We start from the raw sequence: 19,919 nt of genomic DNA, 5'->3' as shown, positions 1-19,919 counted from the left end.
CTGAAGTGACCGCTGTCAGTCTCGGTATGCCCGCCGTACCGCCCCCGCCGCTGGCCCCCCGTCGGGCCAGCCGCCAGATCATGGTCGGCTCCGTGCCGGTCGGTGGTGGTGCGCCGGTCTCGGTGCAGTCGATGACCACCACCCTCACCTCCGACGTCAACGCCACCCTCCAGCAGATCGCCGAGCTGACCGCGTCCGGCTGCCAGATCGTCCGGGTCGCCGTGCCCAGCCAGGACGACGTCGAGGCGCTGCCGGCGATCGCGCGCAAGTCGCAGATCCCGGTCATCGCCGACATCCACTTCCAGCCGAAGTACGTCTTCGCCGCGATCGACGCCGGCTGCGCCGCCGTCCGCGTCAACCCGGGCAACATCCGGCAGTTCGACGACAAGGTCAAGGAGATCGCCAAGGCGGCCGGCGCGGCCGGCGTGCCGATCCGGATCGGCGTGAACGCCGGCTCGCTGGACAAGCGGCTGCTCGCCAAGTACGGCAAGGCCACCGCCGAGGCGCTGGTCGAGTCGGCGCTCTGGGAGTGCTCGCTCTTCGAGGAGCACGGGTTCCGGGACATCAAGATCTCGGTCAAGCACAACGACCCGGTGGTCATGATCCGGGCCTACCGGCAGCTCGCCGAGCAGTGCGACTACCCGCTGCACCTGGGCGTCACCGAGGCCGGCCCGGCGTTCCAGGGCACCATCAAGTCGGCGGTCGCCTTCGGTGCGCTGCTGGCCGAGGGGATCGGCGACACCATCCGGGTCTCGCTCTCCGCGCCGCCGGTCGAGGAGATCAAGGTCGGCAACCAGATCCTGGAGTCGCTGGGCCTGCGCGAGCGGGGCCTGGAGATTGTCTCCTGCCCGTCCTGCGGCCGGGCCCAGGTCGACGTCTACAAGCTGGCCGAGGAGGTCACCGCCGGCCTGGAGGGGCTGCCGGTGCCGCTGCGCGTCGCCGTCATGGGCTGCGTGGTGAACGGCCCGGGCGAGGCCCGCGAGGCCGACCTCGGCGTCGCCTCCGGCAACGGCAAGGGCCAGATCTTCGTCAAGGGCCAGGTCATCAAGACCGTGCCCGAGGGGCAGATCGTGGAGACGCTGATCGAGGAGGCGCTCCGCCTCGCCGACGAGATGGGCGCCGAGATCCCCGAGGAACTCCGCGACCTGGTCCCCGGCGCCACCGTCACCGTCCACTGACCCACCCCCCCCACCCCCCCGCACGCCCCGGCGCCCCACGCGCCGCGGCTGCACTTTCAGAGAAAGAGTGGCTATTCCGGAAGGAATAGCCACTCTTTCTCTGTATCTGCCGGCCCCGAGGCGTCCGCGGGGGTGGGGCGGGGGTCAGTCGGATTCGGCGAGGATGGCGTAGAGCTTGCGGCGGGTCTCGTCGAGGACCTGGGCGGCGCGTTCCCGCTGGTCGTCGGTGCCGGTCATCATCACCTGGCGCAGCGCGTTCATCGCCTGCGCGCCGGCGTCGCGGATGTCGTGCCAGCTGCTGACGGTGTTCTCGGCGAACTCCGCCCAGGGCGGGGTCTGCGCCGCGGCGGCGGCCTCCTCGCGGCCGGCTTCGGTGAGGCCGAACCGCTTCCGTCCACCGGTGGAGGAGTCGGTGCTCGCCTCGATGACCCCCTCGTCCTCCAGCAGCTGGAGGGTCGGGTAGATCGAGCCGGGGCTCGGCCGCCAGGCTCCGCCGGTGCGGGAGTCGATCTCCTGAATCATCTCGTAGCCGTGCATCGGCCGCTCGATGAGCAGCGCCAGCACGGCGCCGCGGACGTTCGGCCGGCGCCCGCGGCCGCGACCCCGGCCGCCCCGGCCCCCACCCCAGCCGCCGTGCCCGTGCGGGCCCGGCGGGACCGGCGGGAAGCCGAACCCGCGTCGACGGGCCTCGTGCATCGCGTGGAAGTGCTGGTGGAATCCCATGCCACGATCCCTTCTCGTACTGTCGTTGATGTATCGACGATATATCGGCAACGTGTCGGCAACAAGAGGGTTGGTCGAGGCGGGCACCAAACCGTACGTACGTCTTGTTACAGTGTCGGGGTGCGCCTGCTTCCCGAACCGGGTCCGGCCCGGACCCTCGCCCTCTCCACCCTGGTCAACACGGTCGGCCGGGGCACCTGGCTGACCGTCAGCGCCCTCTTCCTCACCCGCTCGGTCGGCCTCTCGGTGCGCGAGGTCGGCATCGGCCTCACCGTCACCGCGCTGGTCAGCCTGATCGCCAGCACGCCGATGGGCTACCTGGCCGACCGGCACGGCCCGCGCGGCATCCAGCTCGCCGCGCTGGTCGCCTCCGGCGTCTTCACCGCCGCCCTGATGGCCGTCCGGTCGTTCCCGACGTTCCTGGTCGTCGGCGTGCTGATGGCGGTCGCCGATGCCGCCAGCCGGGGTGCCCGGGGCGCGCTGATCGCCGGAGCCGTCCCCGCCGACCAGCGGGTCCGCACCCGGGCCTGGCTGCGCGCCGTCACCAACGTCGGGATCTCGGTCGGCGCCGTGGTCGCCGGCGTCGGGCTCGCCGCCGACACCCGCGCCGCGTACGTCGCGCTGATCCTGCTCGACTGCGTCACCTATCTGCTGGCGGCGGTGGTGCTGCTCCGGCTGGCGCCGGTCCCGCCCGTGCCGGCGCCCGCGCACGGGCCACGGCTGATCGCGCTGCGGGACCGCCCCTTCCTGGCCTTCACCGTGCTCGACGGGCTGATGTCGATGCACTTCGGGCTGCTCAACATCGCCCTGCCGCTGTGGATCGCCGACCACACCACGGCGCCGCACTGGCTCATCTCGGCCTGCATGCTGGTCAACACGGTGACGGTGGTGATCTTCCAGGTCCGTGCCTCCCGGGGCACCGAGGAGCTGCCCGGGGCCGCTCGGGCCGCCCGGCGGGCCGGCGTGGTCATCGCGGTGGCCTGCGCGCTCTTCGCCGCCAGCGCCGGCGTGCCGACCCCGGTCGCCGTGGCGCTGCTGCTGGCCGGGGCGCTCGTGCACGTGGTCGGCGAGCTGTGGCACGCGGCCGCGGGCTGGGGCATCTCCTTCGGCCTCGCCCCGGCCCGGGCGCAGGGCCAGTACCAGGGGGCGTACGGGATGGGCATGCAGCTCGGCGGGATGGTCGCTCCGGTGGTGGTGACCAGTCTCGCGGTCGGCTGGGGCGCACCCGGCTGGCTGCTGCTCGGCGGGTTGTTCCTGGTGCTCGGTGCGTTGGTGCCGCCGGTGGTGCGGTGGGCGGCGCGGACCCGGCCGGCCGAGTCGGTGGCCGAACCTGTCACCGTCTGACCGGTCGACCGGCGAGCGGCCGCTCACATCTGGCAGGCTGGTAGCCGTGCTGACGGTGCCGGTACGCCAACTGGGGGAGTCGGAGCGCCGCGCGGTCGAGCGGCTGCTCGACCTCGACCCGTTCGCGGGCGCGCAGGTCGCCGAGCGGGTCGCCGCCCGTGGCCTGGCCTGGTGGCGGGCCGAGGGGCGGATCCTGGGGTACGGGGCGCGCCGCAACCTGGAGTCGATCTGCTGGTTGGGCGGCAACCTCACCCCGGTGCTCGCCTCGGAGCCGGCCGTCGCCGCCTTCGCCGAGCAGCTCGCCGCCGAGGAGCGCCTCTGCTCCTCGATCGTCGGGCGGGCCGACGCCGTGCTCGGCCTCTGGGACCGGCTCTCCACCCACTGGGGTCCGGCCCGGGACGTCCGCCCCAACCAGCCGCTGCTGGCCACCGACGCGCTGCCCCCGGTCTCCGGCGACCCGCGGGTGCGCCGGGTGCGCGCCGCTGAGATCGACCGGCTCTTCCCGGCGGCGGTGGCCATGTACACCGAGGAGGTCGGCGTCTCGCCGTTGGCCGAGGACGGTGGACGGGCCTACCGGCGGCGGGTCACCGACCTGGTGCGGGCCGGTCGGGCGTACGCCCGCTTCGTCGACGGCCGGGTGGTCTTCAAGGCCGAGCTGGCCGTGGTGACCCGGCGTACCGCCCAGGTCCAGGGGGTCTGGGTGGCCCCGGAGTGGCGCGGGCGGGGGATCGCCACCGCGGCGATGGCGGCGGTGGTACGCGACGCTCTGCTGCGGGTCGCGCCGACCGTCAGCCTCTACGTCAACGACTTCAACCTGCCCGCCCGCCGGGTCTACGAGCGCTGCGGCTTCCAGCCGGTCGGCACCCTCGCCACCGTGCTGTTCTGACCCGTCCCGCCCGCCCGCCATGGCGGGGATCACGCGCGCTCCGGTCGAGGAATCGGACGTCCGGCGCTATGCTGAGCATGTTTTTATACTGACCAGTCAGTTCAAGCATGTCGGGATGGCGGATGAAGATCGTCGAGGCGTACGGGTTGGGTCTGCGCACCCGGCGGGGCTGGGTGTACCGGGACGTCGACCTGACCGCCGAGGCGGGTGAGCTGCACGTCGTCACCGGGCCGCCCGGCAGCGGGCGTACCTCGCTACTGCTCGCCCTGGCCGGCCGCTTCCCGCACAACGAGGGCACCCTGCGGACCCGGGGGCCGGCCGCGCTCGGCCAGGTCGCCGGGGTGCACGAGCCCGACCCCGCGCTCACCGTCGCCGAGCACATCCAGGAGCGGCTGCTGCTGCTCGGGCCCGTCCCGCGCCGCCGTCGCCAACTGGTGCCGGTGGCCGCCGTCCGGGCCCGGCGGGCTTACCGGCGGGACGCCTTCGCCGCGGCGATCGCCGGGGCGGGCTTCACCGACGTACCCCTCGATCCGGACGTGCGCGGCCGGGACCTCACCCCGCAGCAGCGGCAGGTCCTCGGCCTTGTCCTGGCCACCCTGAGCGGCCCCAGCCTGATCGTCGCCGACGACGTGGACGCCGGCTCCGACGCCCCCGAGCGGGCCTGGCTCTTCGACGCCCTCGCCCGCCTCGCCGACCAGGGTTACGCGGTGGTCGCCAGCGGCCGCGCGGTCGAGCCCGGCGCCCGGGCCGTCGTGCACCGGCTCGGCGACCCGTCGCTGCCGGTCCGGCCCGACCTGAGCCTCCCGGCCCCCACCGCCCCGGCGCGCGCCGTCCCGGCCGCCACCGCCCCAGCCCCAGCCCCGCCCCCGACCGTCGCCGTCCCCGCCCAGGCCGCCCCGGCGGACGCCGCCGACCCGGCGGACGCCGCCGACCCGGCGGACGCCGCCGACCCGGCGGACGCCGCCGACCCGGCGGACGCCGCCGACCCGGCGGACGCCGCCGACCCGGCGGACGCCGCCGACCCGCCGACCCGGAGGGCGCCGGCGACCCGGCCAGTGCCCCCGCCACCCCCGACATCGTCGACCACGAGGTGAACCGATGAGCGTCTTCCGCCTCGCCCGCTTCGAGCTGCGCCGGATGACCCGGGGCCGGCTGCCGCGCGCCGCACTCGCCGTGCTGACCGTGATCCCGCTGCTCTACGGCGCCCTGTACCTCTACGCCTTCTGGGATCCGTACGGGCACATGGACCGGATCCCGGTGGCGCTGGTCAACGCCGACCGACCCGCCACCGCCGGCGACGGCAGCGTGGTGCACGCCGGCCAGGACCTCACCGAGGAGCTGCTCGACCGCAAGGTCTTCGGCTGGCACGTGACCGACGCCGACGACGCGACGGCCGGCCTGCGCAGCGGCCGCTACCACCTGGTCTTCTCCATCCCGGCGGACTTCTCCGCCACCCTCGTCGCCAGCCCCGAGCCGGACCAGCCGGCCCGCCGCGGCGAGCTGCGGGTGGTCAACGACGACGCCACCAACTACCTCTCCGGCCTGCTCGCCCGCTCCGCGTTCAGCGAGATCCGGGCCGCCGCCGCGGAGAGCACCGCCAGCGGCTACTTCGACAAGATGCTGGTCGGCTTCACCGACCTGAAGGCCGAGACCGGCAAGGCCGCCGACGGCGCCGGCCAGCTCGCCGACGGGCTCGGCACCTCCCAGGACGGCGCCGGGCAGCTCGCCGACGGGCTGGACCGCTCGGAGACGGGCGCCGGGCAGCTCGCCGCCGGGCTGGACCGCAGCGCCCAGGGCGCCGACCAGCTCTCCGCCGGCCTCGACGAACTCCGCACCGGCGCGACCCAGCTCGCCGACGGCAGCGCCCAGGCGGCCACCGCCACCCGGGCCGCCGCCGACAAGGTGGACGCCCTCGCGGACCGGGCCGAGCCGTTCCTGCGCGAGAACGCCGACGAGATCGGCACGGCCGCCACGGTCATCGCCGAGGGCGCCGACGCGCTGGCCGACGGGCTCGACACGCTGCCCGAGCAGGCCGACACCGTGCTGACCCAGGCGCGCAAGGTCGCCGACCGCCTCGACGCGCTCGTCGCGGCGCATCCCGAACTCGCCGACGACCCGACCGTCACCGCCGCCCGCGCCGCCGCCGACAAGGCCGTCGCCGAGGCCGAGGACCTGGCCGCCACCATCGACCGGACCGACCTGGCCGCGCTGCAGAAGAAGATGCGGGAGGTCGCCGCCGCCGCCCGCGAGGTGGCCGCCGCCGCGCCGCATCTCGCCGACGACGTCGCCGGCGCCAACGCCAAGGTGCACCGGCTCGCGGACGCCATCGACAGGATCGCGAAGGGCAACGCCGAGCTGCGGGACGGGCTCGGCACCGCCGCCACCGGCGCAGACCAGCTGCGGGGCGGGCTGTTCCGGCTCTCCACCGGGGCCCGGGACCTCGACGGCGGGCTCGCCCGGCTCAGCGGGGGCAGCGACCGGCTCGCCGCCGGCCTGACCAAGCTGGAGGGCGGCGCCGGCCAGCTCGCCGGCGGGCTGACCGCGGGGGAGAAGAAAATCCCCGGGTACGACGACGCGGCCGACCGGGCCGGCGTCCTCGGCGACCCGGTGTCGCTGGACCGCACGTCCGAGCACCCCGCCGGCTCGTACGGCGTCGGGTTCGCCCCGTACTTCCTCGGGCTGGCGCTCTGGGTCGGCGCGATGATCACGTACATGCTGCTGCGGCCGGTGAACCGGCGGCACGTGATGTCCGACGCGTCCGCCTGGCGGGTCGCGCTCGCCGGCTGGCTGCCCGCCGTGGCGATCGGACTGGCCCAGGCCGGGGTGCTCTTCACCGTGGTCACCCTGGTGCTCGGCCTCGACCCGGAGCACCCGGCGGCGACGTTCGGGCTGCTCGCGCTGACCTCGCTGGCGTTCACCGCGATCATGCAGTGGCTCGGCGCGCAGCTCGGGCCGGCCGGCCGGCTCGCCTCGCTGGCCCTGCTGATGCTCCAGCTCACCTCCTCCGGCGGCACCTACCCGGTGCAGACCTCGCCCGACTTCTTCCAGGCCGTCCACCCGTGGCTGCCGATGACGTACGTGGTGCAGGGGCTGCGGCACACCATCAACGGCGGGTCGTCGGCGACGGTGGTCACCGGCGCGCTGGTCATCGCCGCCTTCGGCGCGGCGGCGCTGGTGGCCACCGTCGGCGCGGCGCGCCGGTCCCGGCGACTGACCCCGGCGAAGCTGCACCCCGAACTGACCATGTGAGGATGCTGATGGGCCGGACGGGGGTGCGAGAGCAGCCCCTCCCCGGCTCGCACCGGTCCGCCTCGGGCCGGTCGGGCGGACGGGGAGGGCGAGTGACGGACGGACGGTCGCGGCGGCGGGAGGACACCCGGCAGCGTCTCTTCGTGGCGGCGGTGGAACTCATCGCCGAGCAGGGCTTCTCCGCCACCACGGTGGACGACATCGCGGCCCGGGCCGGGGTGGCCAAGGGCACCGTCTACTACAACTTCGAGTCCAAGACGGTCCTCTTCGAGGAGCTGCTGCGGCACGGCATCGGCCTGCTCACCGCCGACTTCCGGGCCGCGGTGGCCGGCCTGCCGCCGCGCGAGGCGCTCGCCGCCCTGGTCCGCGCCGAGCTGGAGTACATCCGGCGCTACCGGGCCTTCGCCCAGCTGCTGCTCTCGGAGATGTGGCGGACCAACCGCGAGTGGCAGCAGACCCTGCGCCTGCTGCGCGGGGAGGCGATCGAGGTGATCGCCGACACGGTTCGGGCCGGGGTGGCCGGCGGTGACCTCCCCGCCGACCTGGACGTGCGGACCGCCTCGTCGGCGCTGTTCGGCGTCGGTCTGGTGGTGGCCGTGGACTGGCTGGTCTTCCAGCCGGACCGGCCGATCGAGGACGTGCAGGAGGCGCTGCTCGGCATCGTCCGGCGGGTCGCCCAGACCTGACCTCCGGGGGGTGCCCGAGCAGGTCGGGGCGCGGGTGGGGGCGCGGTAATTGCGTTGAATCGTCGCGGCCGGAGGACCAGGCTGGGACGTACCGCCACCACCATCCCGAGTCCGGAGGGACCCTCCCATGCGCCTGCTCCGTGATCTCTGGGCCACCGCGCCACGCCGGATGACGGTGGTGGTCTACCTGATCGTGCTCGGCGCCGCCGGGCAGGCCGCCGCCTCGGCCCTGGCCGGCCCGGTCCTGGTGCACCGGTCCGCCACCTTCTTCGCCCTGCTGGTGCTGGCGCTGGTCGCCGCCGTCCTGAGCGATCTCGTCATCGGCCTGCTGATGGCCGGGCTCACCGCCGACTGGTCCGCCGACGTCCGCCGCCGGCTCTGCCGGGTGGCGCTCGGGCAGGACCTGACCACTCTGGAGACCACCCCGGTCGGTGAGCTGCTGGACCGGATCGACAACGACGTCTACCAGGTCGCCTCCGAGCTGCGGAACACCGGCGTACGGCTCGTGCAGGGGCTGGCGGTCTGCCTGCTGGCCACCGTCAGCGCCCTGTTCGTCTGGTGGCCGGCCGGTGTCGGCATGCTCGTGCTCACCGCCCTGCTCGGCGTCCTGCTGCGCCGCCCCACCGCGCGCATCGGCCCGGCCCGGATGGCCGAGGAGGAGGCCTGGTCGGACCTCGCCGCGGTGATGGAGGAGGCGGTGCACGGCCAGGACGACGTGCGGACCAGCCTGGCCCGGCCGTACGTGCTGCGGCTCTACGCCGGGCGCGCCGCCGAGGTGCTGGCCCGGTGCCGTCGGGTGTTCCTGATGTCCGCCCGGGTCACCACGATCGCCGCCGGCACGATCCGGGCCGGCATCGCCGCCGTGGTGCTCGGTGGTGCCTGGGCGCTGGCCACCGGCCGGATCGACGGCGCCCGGCTGACCGCGATCTGGCTGCTCGCCATCGCATTCGGGGCCACCGTCGAGCACATCGCCCGCTGGGTGCCCCACCTGCAGTACGCGCTCGGCGCGTGGGCCCGGGTGCAACTGCTCTCCGACGCCCGGCAGGAGCCGGCGGGCGGGGCGGCCCCGGCGGAGGGCGACCTGAGCGTGCGCGGGCTCACCTTCCACTACCCGAACAGCGGTGACGGTGAGCGGGGGCCGGCGCTGCGCGACATCCGGCTCACCTTCGCCCGCGGCCGGTCGTACGCCCTGGTCGGGCGGACCGGTTCGGGCAAGTCGACGCTGGCCAAGGTGCTCACCCGCGCGGTCGACGTGCCGCGCGGCACCGTCTTCCTCGGCGACACCGACCTGGTGGACCTGGACGTCGAGCAGTTGCGCCGGTGGGTCGCCGTGGTCCCGCAGCGCACCGAGATCCTGGCCGGGACGCTGGCCGAGAACGTCGCGCTCTTCGACCCCGACCTGCTCGACGACGCCACCCGGGCGCTGGAGGAGTTGGGGCTGGCCGGCTGGATCGCCGAGCTGCCCGACGGCGTCCGGACCCGGCTGGGCGAGGGCGGGCACGTCCTCTCCGCCGGGCAGGAACAGCTGGTGGCGTTCGCCCGGATCCTGGTCCGCGATCCGCACGTGGTGATCCTCGACGAGGCCACCGCCCGGTTGGACCCGGTCACCGAGACCCGGGTGCGCCAGGCCACCGAGCGGCTGCTCACCGACCGGATCGGCATCGTCATCGCGCACCGCCTCTCCTCTGTGCGCCGCTGCGACGAGGTGGTGGTGATGGCCGACGGCGAGGTGCTGGAGGCCGGCCCGCTGCGCGAGTCGGAACGCTTCGCCGAGCTGCTGGCCAGCAGCCACGCCGCCGCGTACGCCCCGGCCGGCGCGGGCCGGGGCGGGGTGGACCTGCTGCCCGGGCCGCGCGACCCGTGGGAGCTGGAGGCGTCGGCACCGGCGCCGGTCGAGCGGCCGGTCCCCGTGGCGGTGCCGAAGACCGACCCGCCGCCGCTGCCCGCGCTGCCGCCCGCGCGCACCATGCGGGAGATCCTCCGGCTGGGCACCAACGACCCGAGGTACGGCCTGGTCTCGGTCGCCATCTTCGTCGTGATGACGCTGCTCGGCCTGGACGGCGCGGTGCTGCCCTGGCTCTGGGCGGACGTGGTCGACGGCGGCAGCCCGTGGCTGCCCGCGCTCGGCATCGCCGCCGCGCTGCTGGTCGTCCTGCCGCTGCCCTTCTACACGAACCTGTGGTTCCCGCAGTGGTGGGTACGCCAGATGCTGCGGATCAGCCTGCGCCTGGTGCACGGGCAGACCGGGGCGCGCCGGGTCAGCGGGCACACCCCGGCGGAGGTGGTCGCTCAGAGCGGTGACACCGAGCGGGTGGTGCAGCTCGCCGACAACCTCATGGACCAGTTCATCGCCCTGGCGATCGTGGCCACCATGACGGCGGTGACCGGTAGTTTCGTACCGGCGCTCTTCTTCGCCGGGACGATGGTGGTCTCCGGGCTGGCGGCGACGCTGTTCGGGCCCCGGCTGGAGCGGTCCGCCCGGGGCACGGTGGCGGCGCGGGCGGCCTTCGCCACCGCGCTGGTCTCCGCGCTCTCCGCGGCCCGCACGGTGAAGCTGGCCGGCGCGACCCGGCCGGTGCTGACCCACCTCGCCGCCCTGGACACCGTGCGCAGCGACCGGCAGCGCCGGGAGATCTCCGCGCAGGTGTGGGCGCGCTCCACGCCGTCGCTGGTCAGCGGCCTGCTGCCGATCGGCGCGTGGGCGCTCTACCTGGCCGGTGGGCTCTCCGCCGGGGCGACCCTGGTGGCGGTCTCCACGCTGGGCGCGGCCCGCTGGTTCGCCTGGACCACCGCGTCACTGGTCTCGCACTACCCGTCGGCGCGGGTCTGGACCCGGCGGACGGCGGCGATGTGCGGGGTCGGGACGTACTCGGCGGCGGTTCCCGGGGTCGACCTGGCCGCCGGCACCGCGCCCGCGCCCGTGCCGCCGGCCCGGCGTCCGCTGCGCCGGCTGGAGCTGGCCGGCTTCGGGGCGCTGCACTCCGACGGCACCCTGGCCGTGCGGGACGTCGACCTGACCGTCGACCGCGGGCAGCTGGTGCTGGTGGTCGGGCCGGTCGGCTCCGGCAAGTCCTCGCTGCTGCGCGCGCTGGCCGGGATCGTGCACCACATCGGCACGCTGCGCTGGAACGGCGAACCGGTGACCGAGCCGGAGCTGTTCCTGCGTCCGCAGCAGGTGGGGTACGTCGGGCAGCTGCCCCGGGTGCTCTCCGGCACGGTCGCCGACAACATCGCGCTCGGCCACGAGGTGGACGCGGCCGGGGCGGTGTCGACCGCGCAGCTCGACCACGACCTGGCCGCCGCCGGGGGTGGGCTCGGGCTGCTCATCGGCCACAAGGGGACCCGGCTCTCCGGGGGGCAGTTGCAGCGGCTGGCGCTGGCCCGGGCGCTGGCGCCGCGTACCGAGCTGCTGGTGGCCGACGACGTCTCGTCGGCGCTGGACGTCACCACCGAGCTGGCGCTCTGGGCGGCGCTGCGCGAACACGGCGTGACCGTGGTCGGCTCGACCTCGAAACGCGCGGCCCTGGTCCGGGCCGACCACGTGGTGGTCCTGCTCGACGGCGCGGTCGCCGCGCAGGGCCCGTGGCGCGACCTGGAGGACGACTGGGGCCACCTGGCCGGCTGACCCCGGCCGGTCGATCGACGGTTCGCGGCGTGTCGCGGTGTCCCTCGAAGCGGACAGCGCGACACGCCGCAACCGGAGTGGATCAAGGCCGAGTCAACCCGCGGGGCGGCCGGCCGGGCCCGGTCAGAAGGCGCGGGCGTACTGGTCGGGCCAGCCGGGGTGGGCGCCGAGCTTGGCGGCGGCGCGGCGGGGCCAGTACGGGTCCCGGAGCAGTTCCCGGCCGAGCAGCACCAGGTCGGCCTCGCCGCCGGCGACGATCTGGTCGGCCTGCTCCGGCTCGACGATCAGGCCGACCGCGCCGGTGAGCACCCCGGCGTCGCGGCGGATCCGCGCGGCGAGGGGCACCTGGTAGCCGGGCCCGACCGGGATGCTCGCCCGGGCCGCCGCGCCGCCGGAGGAGGCGTCGACCAGGTCGACCCCGGCGGCGGCGAGTTCGCCGGCGAGCACGACGCTGTCCTCGACGGTCCAGCCGCCCTCGACCCAGTCGGTGGCCGAGATCCGGGTCAGCACCGGCACCCGCTCGCCGACGGCGGCGCGTACCGCGCGAGCCACCTCGAGGGTGAGCCGCATCCGGGCGGTCCGGTCGCCGCCGTAACCGTCGGTGCGGTGGTTGGTGAGCGGGGACAGGAACTCGTGCAGCAGGTAGCCATGCGCGGCATGGATCTCCACCGCGCCGAAGCCGGCGTCCACCGCCCGGCCGGCGGCGGTGGCGAAGGCGGACACCACGCGGGCGATCCCGGCCTCGTCGAGCGCCGTCGGCTCGCGGTAGTCGGCCAGGAACGGCTCGGCGCCGGGGCCGACCGGGGTCCAGCCGCCCTCGGCGTCCGGCACGCCGCCGCGCCGCTCGGCCCACGGCCGGTACGTCGACGCCTTGAACCCGGCGTGCGCGAGCTGCACCGCCGGCACCGCGCCCTGGGCGGCGACGAACCCGGTGACCGGGCGCCAGGCGTCGACGTGCGCGTCGGACCAGAGGCCGGTGTCCTGCGGGCTGATCCGCCCCTCGGGCACGACGGCGGTGGCTTCGGTGAGGATCAGGCCGGCGCCGCCGACGGCCCGGGAGCCGAGGTGGATCCGGTGCCAGTCGGTGGGCAGACCGTCCGGGCCGGCGCTGTACTGGCACATCGGGGCGAGGGCGACCCGGTTGGGCAGGGTGACCGCGCGCAGGGTCAGCGGGGTGAACAGGGCACTCATGTCGGTGATCCTCCGTCAGCGGTGGCGAGGAGGGCCCTGCGGGGCAGGGCCCTCCTCGGTCAGCGGTCGGGCCGGGCGGGCTCAGGCGGGGACCGGGGTCAGCCCGTCCTGCCGGATCGGCCGCTCGGTCTCCTCGGCGTCGGTCAGCTCACGCCGGCCGGCGGAGTCGTACGCGGCCCGGTCCAGGGTGCCCTCCCGGGCGGCGACGATGGTCGGCACCAGCGCCTGCCCGGCCACGTTGGTGGCGGTGCGGATCATGTCCAGGATCGGGTCGATGGCGAGCAGCAGGCCGGCGCCGGCCAGCGGCAGACCCAGCGTGCTCAGGGTCAGGGTGAGCATCACGATCGCGCCGGTCAGGCCGGCGGTGGCGGCCGAGCCGACCACCGAGACGAAGGCGATCAGCAGGTAGTCGGTGACGCCCAGGTCCACCCCGAAGACCTGCGCGACGAAGATCGCCGCCAGGGCCGGGTAGATCGCCGCGCAGCCGTCCATCTTCGTGGTGGCGCCGAACGGCACCGCGAACGAGGCGTACTCGCGGGGGACGCCGAGGCGCTCGACGGAACGCTGGGTCACCGGCATGGTGCCCACCGAGGAGCGGGAGACGAAGGCCAGCTCGATGGCGGGCCACGCGCCAGCGAAGAAGCGCAGCGGGTTGAGCCGGCCGGCCGCCACCAGCAGCAGCGGGTAGACCACGAACAGCACGATCGCGCAGCCGACGTAGACGGCGGTGGTGAACTTCGCGAGCGGGGCGATCAGGTCCCAGCCGTACGAGGCGACGGCGTTGCCGATCAGGCCGAGGGTGCCGATCGGGGCGAGCCGGATCACCCACCAGAGCGCCTTCTGCACGATCTCCAGCAGCGAGCGGTTGAGCGCCACGAATGGTTCGGCGGCCTCGCCGACCAGCAGTGCGGCGGCGCCGACGACCAGGGCGAGGAAGACGATCTGGAGGACGTTGCCCTCGACGAACGCGCCGACCGGGTTGGTCGGCACGATGCCGGTGAGGAAGTCGGTCCAGGAGCCGGTCTTCTTCGGGGCGCTCGCCGCGCCGAGGTCGAGCGAGACGCCGCGACCCGGGTCGGTGAGCAGGCCGAGGCCGATGCCGATGCTCACCGCGATCAGCGCGGTGGCGCCGAACCACAGCAGCGTCTTGAGTGCCAGCCGGGCGGCGTTGGCCACGCCGCGCAGGCTGACCACGCTGACCACGATGGCGGTGAAGACCAGCGGCGGGACGGCCAGCTTGAGCAGCTGGACGAAGAGGCCGCCGACGGTGTCGAGGGTGCTGGCCAGCCAGCTCAGGTCATTGGCGCGGGCGAGGAAGCCCAGCGCCACGCCGAGGACGAGGCCGAGCAGGATCTGTGCGGAAAAGGGAATCTTGCGCAGGGCGGAAGCCATGAGGATGGGTCCAAGGTCTGGTCGGTACGGGGCAGCGTCAGAAGCGGGGCTGCGCCGGACAGACGCCGCTGGCCTGCAGTCGGAGGTCGACATACAGGCGGACGGTGAGGTGCCAGACATTGGTCATCGCCTGGCGACGTTACTCCCAGCCGACGCACAGTTGGAAGGATCGACCGGCGTGACGGTCCTTACACGTCACACCGGTGTCGGCAGGTCAGCCTGGCAGTACCTTCCCGGGGTTCATCAGCCCCCGCGGATCGAACAGCTGCTTGAGCCCCCGCATCAGCTCCAGCTCGTGGTGGTCCTTGTAGTCGGCGATGACCCCCCGCTTCGACTGCCCGAGCCCGTGCTCCGCGCTGATGCTGCCGTCGAACGCGCCCGTCGAGTCGTAGATGACGCGGGCGAGGTCAGCGGCTCGCGCACGGAACTCGTCGTCGTCGCTGCCCACCGGTTTGCTGAGGTTGTAGTGCAGGTTGCCGTCGCCGATGTGGCCGTACGTCACGATCCGGATGCCCGGGATGGCCTCCTCGAGCGCCCGGTCGGTGCGTTCCACGAACGCCGGGATCCGACTGACCGGCACGGTGACGTCGTGCTTGAGGCTGGGGCCCTCGTGGTTCTGCGCCTCCGAGATGCCTTCGCGCAGCGCCCACAGGGCGGCGGCCTGCGCCGAGCCGGAGGCGACGACCGCGTCCACCACCAGGTCCCGCTCGAACGCCTCCCCGAGCGCCGACTCGATCACCCCGTCGAGGCCGGCGCCAGGCAGCGTGTCGCTCAGCTCCACGAGTGCGTACCAGGGATGGCGGTCGCCGAGCGGGTCGCGCGCGCCCGACGAGTGGCGCAGCACGAACCCCACGCTCTGCTGGGACATGATCTCGAAACCGGTCAGCCGGTCGCCGGCCAGTTCCCGGAGGACACCGATCAGGTCGACCGCCGCCTGCGGGCCCGGCAGGGCCACCCATGCCGTCGCGCGGCTCCGGACGGCGGGAAAGAGCTTCAGCACGGCGGCCGTGATCACCCCCAGCGTCGTCCCACCGGCGTTGGTGGCGAGGTTGCCGCCGATCGTGCAGCTTCCCTCCGCGCCCAGGGACAGCGGGAAGAGCCGGCCGGCGGCCGCCGCGGCTTCCTGCACCGACTGCAGAACCGCGCCGGCCTCCACCGTGATGGTCTGGTTGGCGATGTCGAGGTCGCGGATGCGGCGCATGCGGCTCAGGGAGAGCACCACCTGACGGCCGGAGGAGTCGGGGACGGCGCCGCCGCACAGCCCCGTGTTGCCGCCCTGTGGAACCACCGCGACGCCGGCCTCGGCGCACAGTGCGACGACCGCGGCCACCTCCTCGGTGTCGCCCGGCCGCACGACGGCCGCGGCGGTTCCCGCGTACGCGTTGCGCCAGTCGGTGAGGTAGCCGGCCATCTCGTCCGGGTCGCTGATCACGGCGGAGGGCCCGACCACGTGCCGTAGCCGGTCGATGAGGTCTGCGGTCACGAGGTCGTCGCTCCCTTCCCGTGGGCCGTGCCCACCGGCAGCAGCCCGAGCACCCGGCGGGCGCGCGTCAACGCCTCGCCGAGCCGGTCCGGACCGAGCTGCCGCACCGTCCGCGCGGACGGCGCGAGACGGTCCAGCTGTGGCGCCCACTCCGACATCCGCTGCGGAAAGCTCGCCGCGAGCACGTCGAGCATCGTCGACGCGGCGGTCGAGGCACCGGGCGAGGCGCCGAGCAGGGCGGCCAGCGAGCCACCGGCGGAGGTGACGATCTCAGTGCCGAAGCCGACCATCGTGCCGCGGCTCCCGGTCTTCTTGAGGATCTGGACCCGCTGCCCCGCGGTGATCAGCGTCCAGTCGTCCGGGCGGGCCGACGGCACGAACTGGCGCAGCGCGGCCGTCCGGGCATCCGCGGACTGGACCACCTGCCGCAGCAGGTAGGCCACCAGCGACCGGTTGTCCCGCGCCGCGGCGGCCAGGACCGGGAGGTTCCCGGGCCGGACCGAGCGCACGAGGTCGCTCAGCCGGCCACGGGTGAGGAAGCGGGGCGTGAAGGCTGCGAACGGTCCGAAGAGCAGCGCCTCCTGCCCGTCAACCACGCGCAGGTCGAGATGCGGCACCGAGATCGGCGGGGCCCCCAGAGCCGCATGCCCGTACACCTTTCCCCGGTGGGCGGCCACGAGGTCGGGCCGGTCGGTCCGCAGGAACTGACCACTGATCGGGAAGGCGCCGTACCGCCGGATCTCCGGGACGCGGGCCGACTGCAGCAGCGGCAGTGTCCCGCCCCCGGCCCCGACGAAGACGTACGGGGCCCGCAGCTGGCGGTGATGCCCCGTCCTGTGGTCGCGGACCCGCACGACCCAGGTCCTTGCATGCCGGCGCAGGGACGAGACCTCCTGGCCCGTTCGGACGACGCCGCCGCGCTGGCGCAGGACCGACAGCAGCTGCCGGGTGAGGGCGCCGAAGTCGACGTCGGTCCCCTGCGCCGAGCGGGTGACGGCCACTGGTTCGTTCCGGGTGCGGCCGTCGAACATCAGCGGCAGCCACGAGGTGAGGACGTCGGGGTCCTCGCTGAACTCCAGGTCGGCGAAGAGTGGAGAGCCCCGCAAGGCCTCCCATCGGTCCCGCAGGTACGCCACGCCGTCCGCCCCGCGGCCGAAGCCGAGGTGCGGGACCGAGCGGATGAACGTCTCGGGCGGCCCGAGCACCCCCCGCTCCACCAGACCGGCCCAGAACACCAGGGACGAGACGAACTGCTCGCCGATCCGCACCGCACTCGACGGGTCCACCGTGCCGTCGGGCCGCCGCGGCGTGTAGTTGAACTCGCAGAGCCCGGCGTGGCCGGTCCCGGCGTTGTTCCAGGCGCTCGAGCTTTCGAGGCCCGCCTCGTCGAGCCGCTCGACGACGGTGATCCGCCAGTCCGGCTGCACCTCGCTCAGCAGCACGCCGAGCGTCGCGCTCATGATCCCGCCGCCGACGAGGACGGCGTCCCACTCCTCGCTCGGGCCGCTTCTCGACATGATCACACTCCCCACGCTAGAGACCCACGACGATGCCTGTCCAAGTCCGGTCGGACATGGGCCGATGCCCCTACGACATCGCGATCAGCCCAGCAGCACGGCGATCCCGACCAGCACGGGAACGGACAGGACGGTGGTGAGCAGCACGACGTCCCGCGCCAGCAGAGTGCCGCGGTCGTAGGACGAGGCGTAGACGAACACGTTCTGCGCCGTCGGCAGGGCCGAGGTGACGGTGACCGCCAGCAACGCCACCCCGGAGAGACCGGCGACCCACCGGCCGAGTGCGTAGGCCAGCGCAGGCTGGGCGAGGGTCTTGAGCGCCACGGCCAGCCACACCCGGGAAGCCGCGTCGCCGGACGCGGGGCGGGGTGCGCCGTGCAAGCTCATGCCGTACGCCAGCAACGCCGCGGGTACCGCCAGCGCGGCGGTGAGCTCGACCGGCTCCAGCACGAGCGATGGCAGCTCCACCCCGGTGGCCGCGACCAGCACCCCGAGGCCGCAGCCCACCACGACCGGCGTGCGGAGCGGCTGGGTGAGCAGCCGCCAGCGGGGCGGGGCTGCACCGGCCGTCTGCGAGTTGGCCAGCACGGCCAGCCCGACCGGCGCCATGAGCAGTACCTGGAACAGCAGTACCGGGGCCACGAACGACGCGTCACCGAGGACGTACACCGAGATGGGGACACCCAGGTTGCCCGCGTTCACGTACGACGAGGCGAGCCCGCCGACCGTCAGCTCGGCCGGCGACACCCGCCAACGCCACCGGGCCAGCGCCGCGTACAGCAGGGCGCTGAGCACCGCGCTGCCCGCGGTCGCCACGAGTGCGGCCGACAGGAGCGCCGCCGGATCGGCCTTTGCGAGCGTGAGCAGCAGCAGGGCGGGCGTCGCCACGAAGTAGGACAACCGTGACAGCACGCCCCCGGCTTCGGCGCCCAGCGTGCCCGTCCGGCCAAGGACCCAGCCGACGGCGATGACCGCGACCAGGGCGGCGAAGCCGCCGATGACCGCGTTCACCCGGCTGTGCCCTCGGCCGGGCCGCTCACGCGGCCGCGGCGGGCGCGGCGTCCGCCGGTCGCCCGAGCGCGGCCGGCGCCTGTGGCAGGGCGACGCGCGCGCTCATCGGGGCAGCTCCAGGACCCCGTCGATGCGCCGGGGGATGCCGCGGTAGTCGTCGGAGAGCTCGGGGGGAAGCAGCTCGGCGGGTGCCCCCTGCCAGGTGACCGGGCGCAGGAACCGTCGGATCGCCGTGGTGCCGACGGAGGTGTGCTGCGAGTTGGTCGACGGCCACGGCCCACCGTGGTGCTGGGCCCAGGAAACGGCCACGCCGGTGGGGTAGGCGTCGTAGACCAGCCGACCGGCTCGCGGGCGCAGCTGCTGGGAGACCGCCAGTGGCAGCTCGGTCTCGCCGCGGCCGCGCAGCACGGTCGCGGTCAGCGACGAGGGCATCGCCTCCAGCGCCGTGAGCAGCTCGGCCTCGCCCTCGTAGCGGGCCACGACCGACACCGGCCCGAAACATTCCTCGGTCACCTCCTGCGGGAGCTCGACGGCTGACGTCTTCAGCAGTAGCGGCGCCGCCTGGAAGCCGGCCCCGTCCGGCTCCGCACCCCGGGCGAGCACCTCGACGCCGGGAGCGTCGGCGAGGTCGTCGGAAATGCGGCCGTACGCGGCGGAGATGCCCTCGTTGAGCAGCACCGGAGCGCCGGCCCCCCGCACCGCCTCCGCCATGGCCTCGACCACCGCGTCGCCGTCGGGGCCGGCCGGCACGAAGGCCAGACCCGGCTTGGTGCAGAACTGGCCGCCCCCGAGGGTGAAGGAGCCGACGAGTTCGGCGCCGATCGCCGGTCCGCGCTCGGCGGCGGCCTGCGGCGTCACGACCACCGGGTTGAGGCTGCTGAGCTCGCCGAAGAACGGCACCGGGTCCGGGCGCTGCTCGATGATCTGCAGCAGTGCGCGGCCGCCGTTGACCGAGCCGGTGAAGCCCACGGCCCGGACCGCCGGGTGAGCGACGAGCTCCGCGCCGGCCTGGACGCCGTGGACGAGGCCCAGCGTGCCCGCCGGAGCGCCGGCCTTGTCGCCCGCCGCCGCCAGGATGTCGAACACCAGCTGCGACGTGGCGGGGTGGGACCCGTGCGCCTTGACGATGACCGGGCAGCCGGCCGCGAGCGCCGAGGCGGTGTCGCCCCCGGGTACGGAGAAGGCCAGCGGGAAGTTGCTGGCGCCGAACACCGCGACCGGGCCGATCGGGACGAGCATCCGGCGCAGGTCGGGCCGGGGACCCATCGGGGTGTCGCCGGCGTGGTCGATCGCCGCCTCGACGTAGCTGCCCTCGTCCAGGACCTCGGCGAACAGGCGCAGTTGGTAGCAGGTGCGGGTGAGCTCCCCGTTCAGCCGTACCGGCCCGAGCGCCGTCTCGCGGTCGGCGACGGCGACGACGTCCTCGCGCCGCTCCTCCAGGGCATCCGCGAGGGTACGCAGCAGCCGCGCCCGCCCGGCGCGGCCGAGCGCCTCCAAATCGGGGGCCGCGGCGAGCGCTGCCGCGCAGAGGCGGTCCACCTCCGCGGTGGTCGTCTCCTGCGCGACCTCTTCGACCGCCTGGCCGGTGCGGGGGTCGATGCTGACGACTGCGGCCATGAGGTGGTCCTCCAATG

At 74.5% G+C, this 19,919-nt stretch carries 14 protein-coding genes; 7 read left to right on the top strand and 7 right to left on the bottom strand.

Annotation, left to right across the window (positions count from 1 at the left end):
• Positions 1–5 precede the first annotated feature (5 nt).
• Positions 6–1,178, top strand: a complete 1,173-nt coding sequence (gene ispG, locus GA0074696_RS25750) for a flavodoxin-dependent (E)-4-hydroxy-3-methylbut-2-enyl-diphosphate synthase (RefSeq protein ID WP_088963467.1) — start codon at positions 6–8, stop codon at positions 1,176–1,178.
• A 144-nt stretch (positions 1,179–1,322) separates the two neighbouring features.
• On the opposite strand, the gene GA0074696_RS25745 is transcribed toward ispG, so the two are convergent.
• Positions 1,323–1,901, bottom strand: a complete 579-nt coding sequence (locus GA0074696_RS25745) for a PadR family transcriptional regulator (RefSeq protein ID WP_088963466.1) — start codon at positions 1,899–1,901, stop codon at positions 1,323–1,325.
• 120 nt (positions 1,902–2,021) lie between these two features.
• On the opposite strand from GA0074696_RS25745, the gene GA0074696_RS25740 reads away from it, so the two are divergent.
• The 6 genes from GA0074696_RS25740 to GA0074696_RS25715 all read left to right on the top strand — a co-directional run bounded on the left by GA0074696_RS25740 (position 2,022) and on the right by GA0074696_RS25715 (position 11,691).
• A complete protein-coding gene (locus GA0074696_RS25740; protein ID WP_088963465.1) occupies positions 2,022–3,245 on the top strand; it encodes an MFS transporter in 1,224 nt (407 codons plus the stop codon).
• A 46-nt stretch (positions 3,246–3,291) separates the two neighbouring features.
• Positions 3,292–4,131, top strand: a complete 840-nt coding sequence (locus GA0074696_RS25735) for a GNAT family N-acetyltransferase (protein ID WP_088963464.1) — start codon at positions 3,292–3,294, stop codon at positions 4,129–4,131.
• Between the two features lie 122 nt (positions 4,132–4,253).
• Positions 4,254–5,225: an ATP-binding cassette domain-containing protein gene (locus tag GA0074696_RS25730; protein WP_088963463.1), complete on the top strand. Its 972-nt coding sequence runs from the start codon at positions 4,254–4,256 to the stop codon at positions 5,223–5,225.
• Between the two features lie 4 nt (positions 5,226–5,229).
• Positions 5,230–7,380, top strand: a complete 2,151-nt coding sequence (locus tag GA0074696_RS25725; RefSeq protein WP_088963462.1) for a YhgE/Pip domain-containing protein — start codon at positions 5,230–5,232, stop codon at positions 7,378–7,380.
• A 92-nt stretch (positions 7,381–7,472) separates the two neighbouring features.
• On the top strand, positions 7,473–8,066 hold the full coding sequence (locus tag GA0074696_RS25720) for a TetR/AcrR family transcriptional regulator (RefSeq protein WP_088963461.1): 594 nt from the start codon (positions 7,473–7,475) through the stop codon (positions 8,064–8,066).
• 127 nt (positions 8,067–8,193) lie between these two features.
• Entirely contained in the window at positions 8,194–11,691 is a 3,498-nt protein-coding gene (locus GA0074696_RS25715; RefSeq protein WP_088963460.1) for an ATP-binding cassette domain-containing protein, read from the top strand.
• Between the two features lie 123 nt (positions 11,692–11,814).
• Here the strand turns inward: GA0074696_RS25715 and GA0074696_RS25710 are convergent, their stop codons facing one another.
• From GA0074696_RS25710 to GA0074696_RS25685, 6 genes are all read right to left on the bottom strand, one after another.
• A complete protein-coding gene (locus GA0074696_RS25710; RefSeq protein ID WP_088963459.1) occupies positions 11,815–12,882 on the bottom strand; it encodes an NADH:flavin oxidoreductase/NADH oxidase in 1,068 nt (355 codons plus the stop codon).
• Between the two features lie 81 nt (positions 12,883–12,963).
• A complete protein-coding gene (locus GA0074696_RS25705; RefSeq protein WP_172894743.1) occupies positions 12,964–14,262 on the bottom strand; it encodes a dicarboxylate/amino acid:cation symporter in 1,299 nt (432 codons plus the stop codon).
• A gap of 226 nt (positions 14,263–14,488) precedes the next feature.
• The gene (locus tag GA0074696_RS25700; protein ID WP_088963457.1) at positions 14,489–15,757 is read right to left on the bottom strand and encodes an FAD-binding oxidoreductase; all 1,269 of its coding nucleotides are present in this window, start codon (positions 15,755–15,757) and stop codon (positions 14,489–14,491) included.
• Positions 15,754–17,274, bottom strand: a complete 1,521-nt coding sequence (mqo, locus tag GA0074696_RS25695; protein WP_088963456.1) for a malate dehydrogenase (quinone) — start codon at positions 17,272–17,274, stop codon at positions 15,754–15,756. Before mqo ends, GA0074696_RS25700 begins: the two co-directional genes overlap by 4 nt.
• Positions 17,275–17,358: 84 nt before the next feature.
• Positions 17,359–18,285: an AEC family transporter gene (locus tag GA0074696_RS25690; protein ID WP_088963455.1), complete on the bottom strand. Its 927-nt coding sequence runs from the start codon at positions 18,283–18,285 to the stop codon at positions 17,359–17,361.
• A 102-nt stretch (positions 18,286–18,387) separates the two neighbouring features.
• Positions 18,388–19,902, bottom strand: a complete 1,515-nt coding sequence (locus GA0074696_RS25685) for an aldehyde dehydrogenase (NADP(+)) (protein WP_088963454.1) — start codon at positions 19,900–19,902, stop codon at positions 18,388–18,390.
• Positions 19,903–19,919 lie beyond the last annotated feature (17 nt).

Source organism: Micromonospora purpureochromogenes, from assembly GCF_900091515.1.
GTDB classification, from domain to species: Bacteria; Actinomycetota; Actinomycetes; order Mycobacteriales; family Micromonosporaceae; genus Micromonospora; species Micromonospora purpureochromogenes.
The sequence above is the reverse complement of the archived record's forward strand: the minus strand, read 5'-3'. Positions and strand labels throughout refer to the sequence as shown.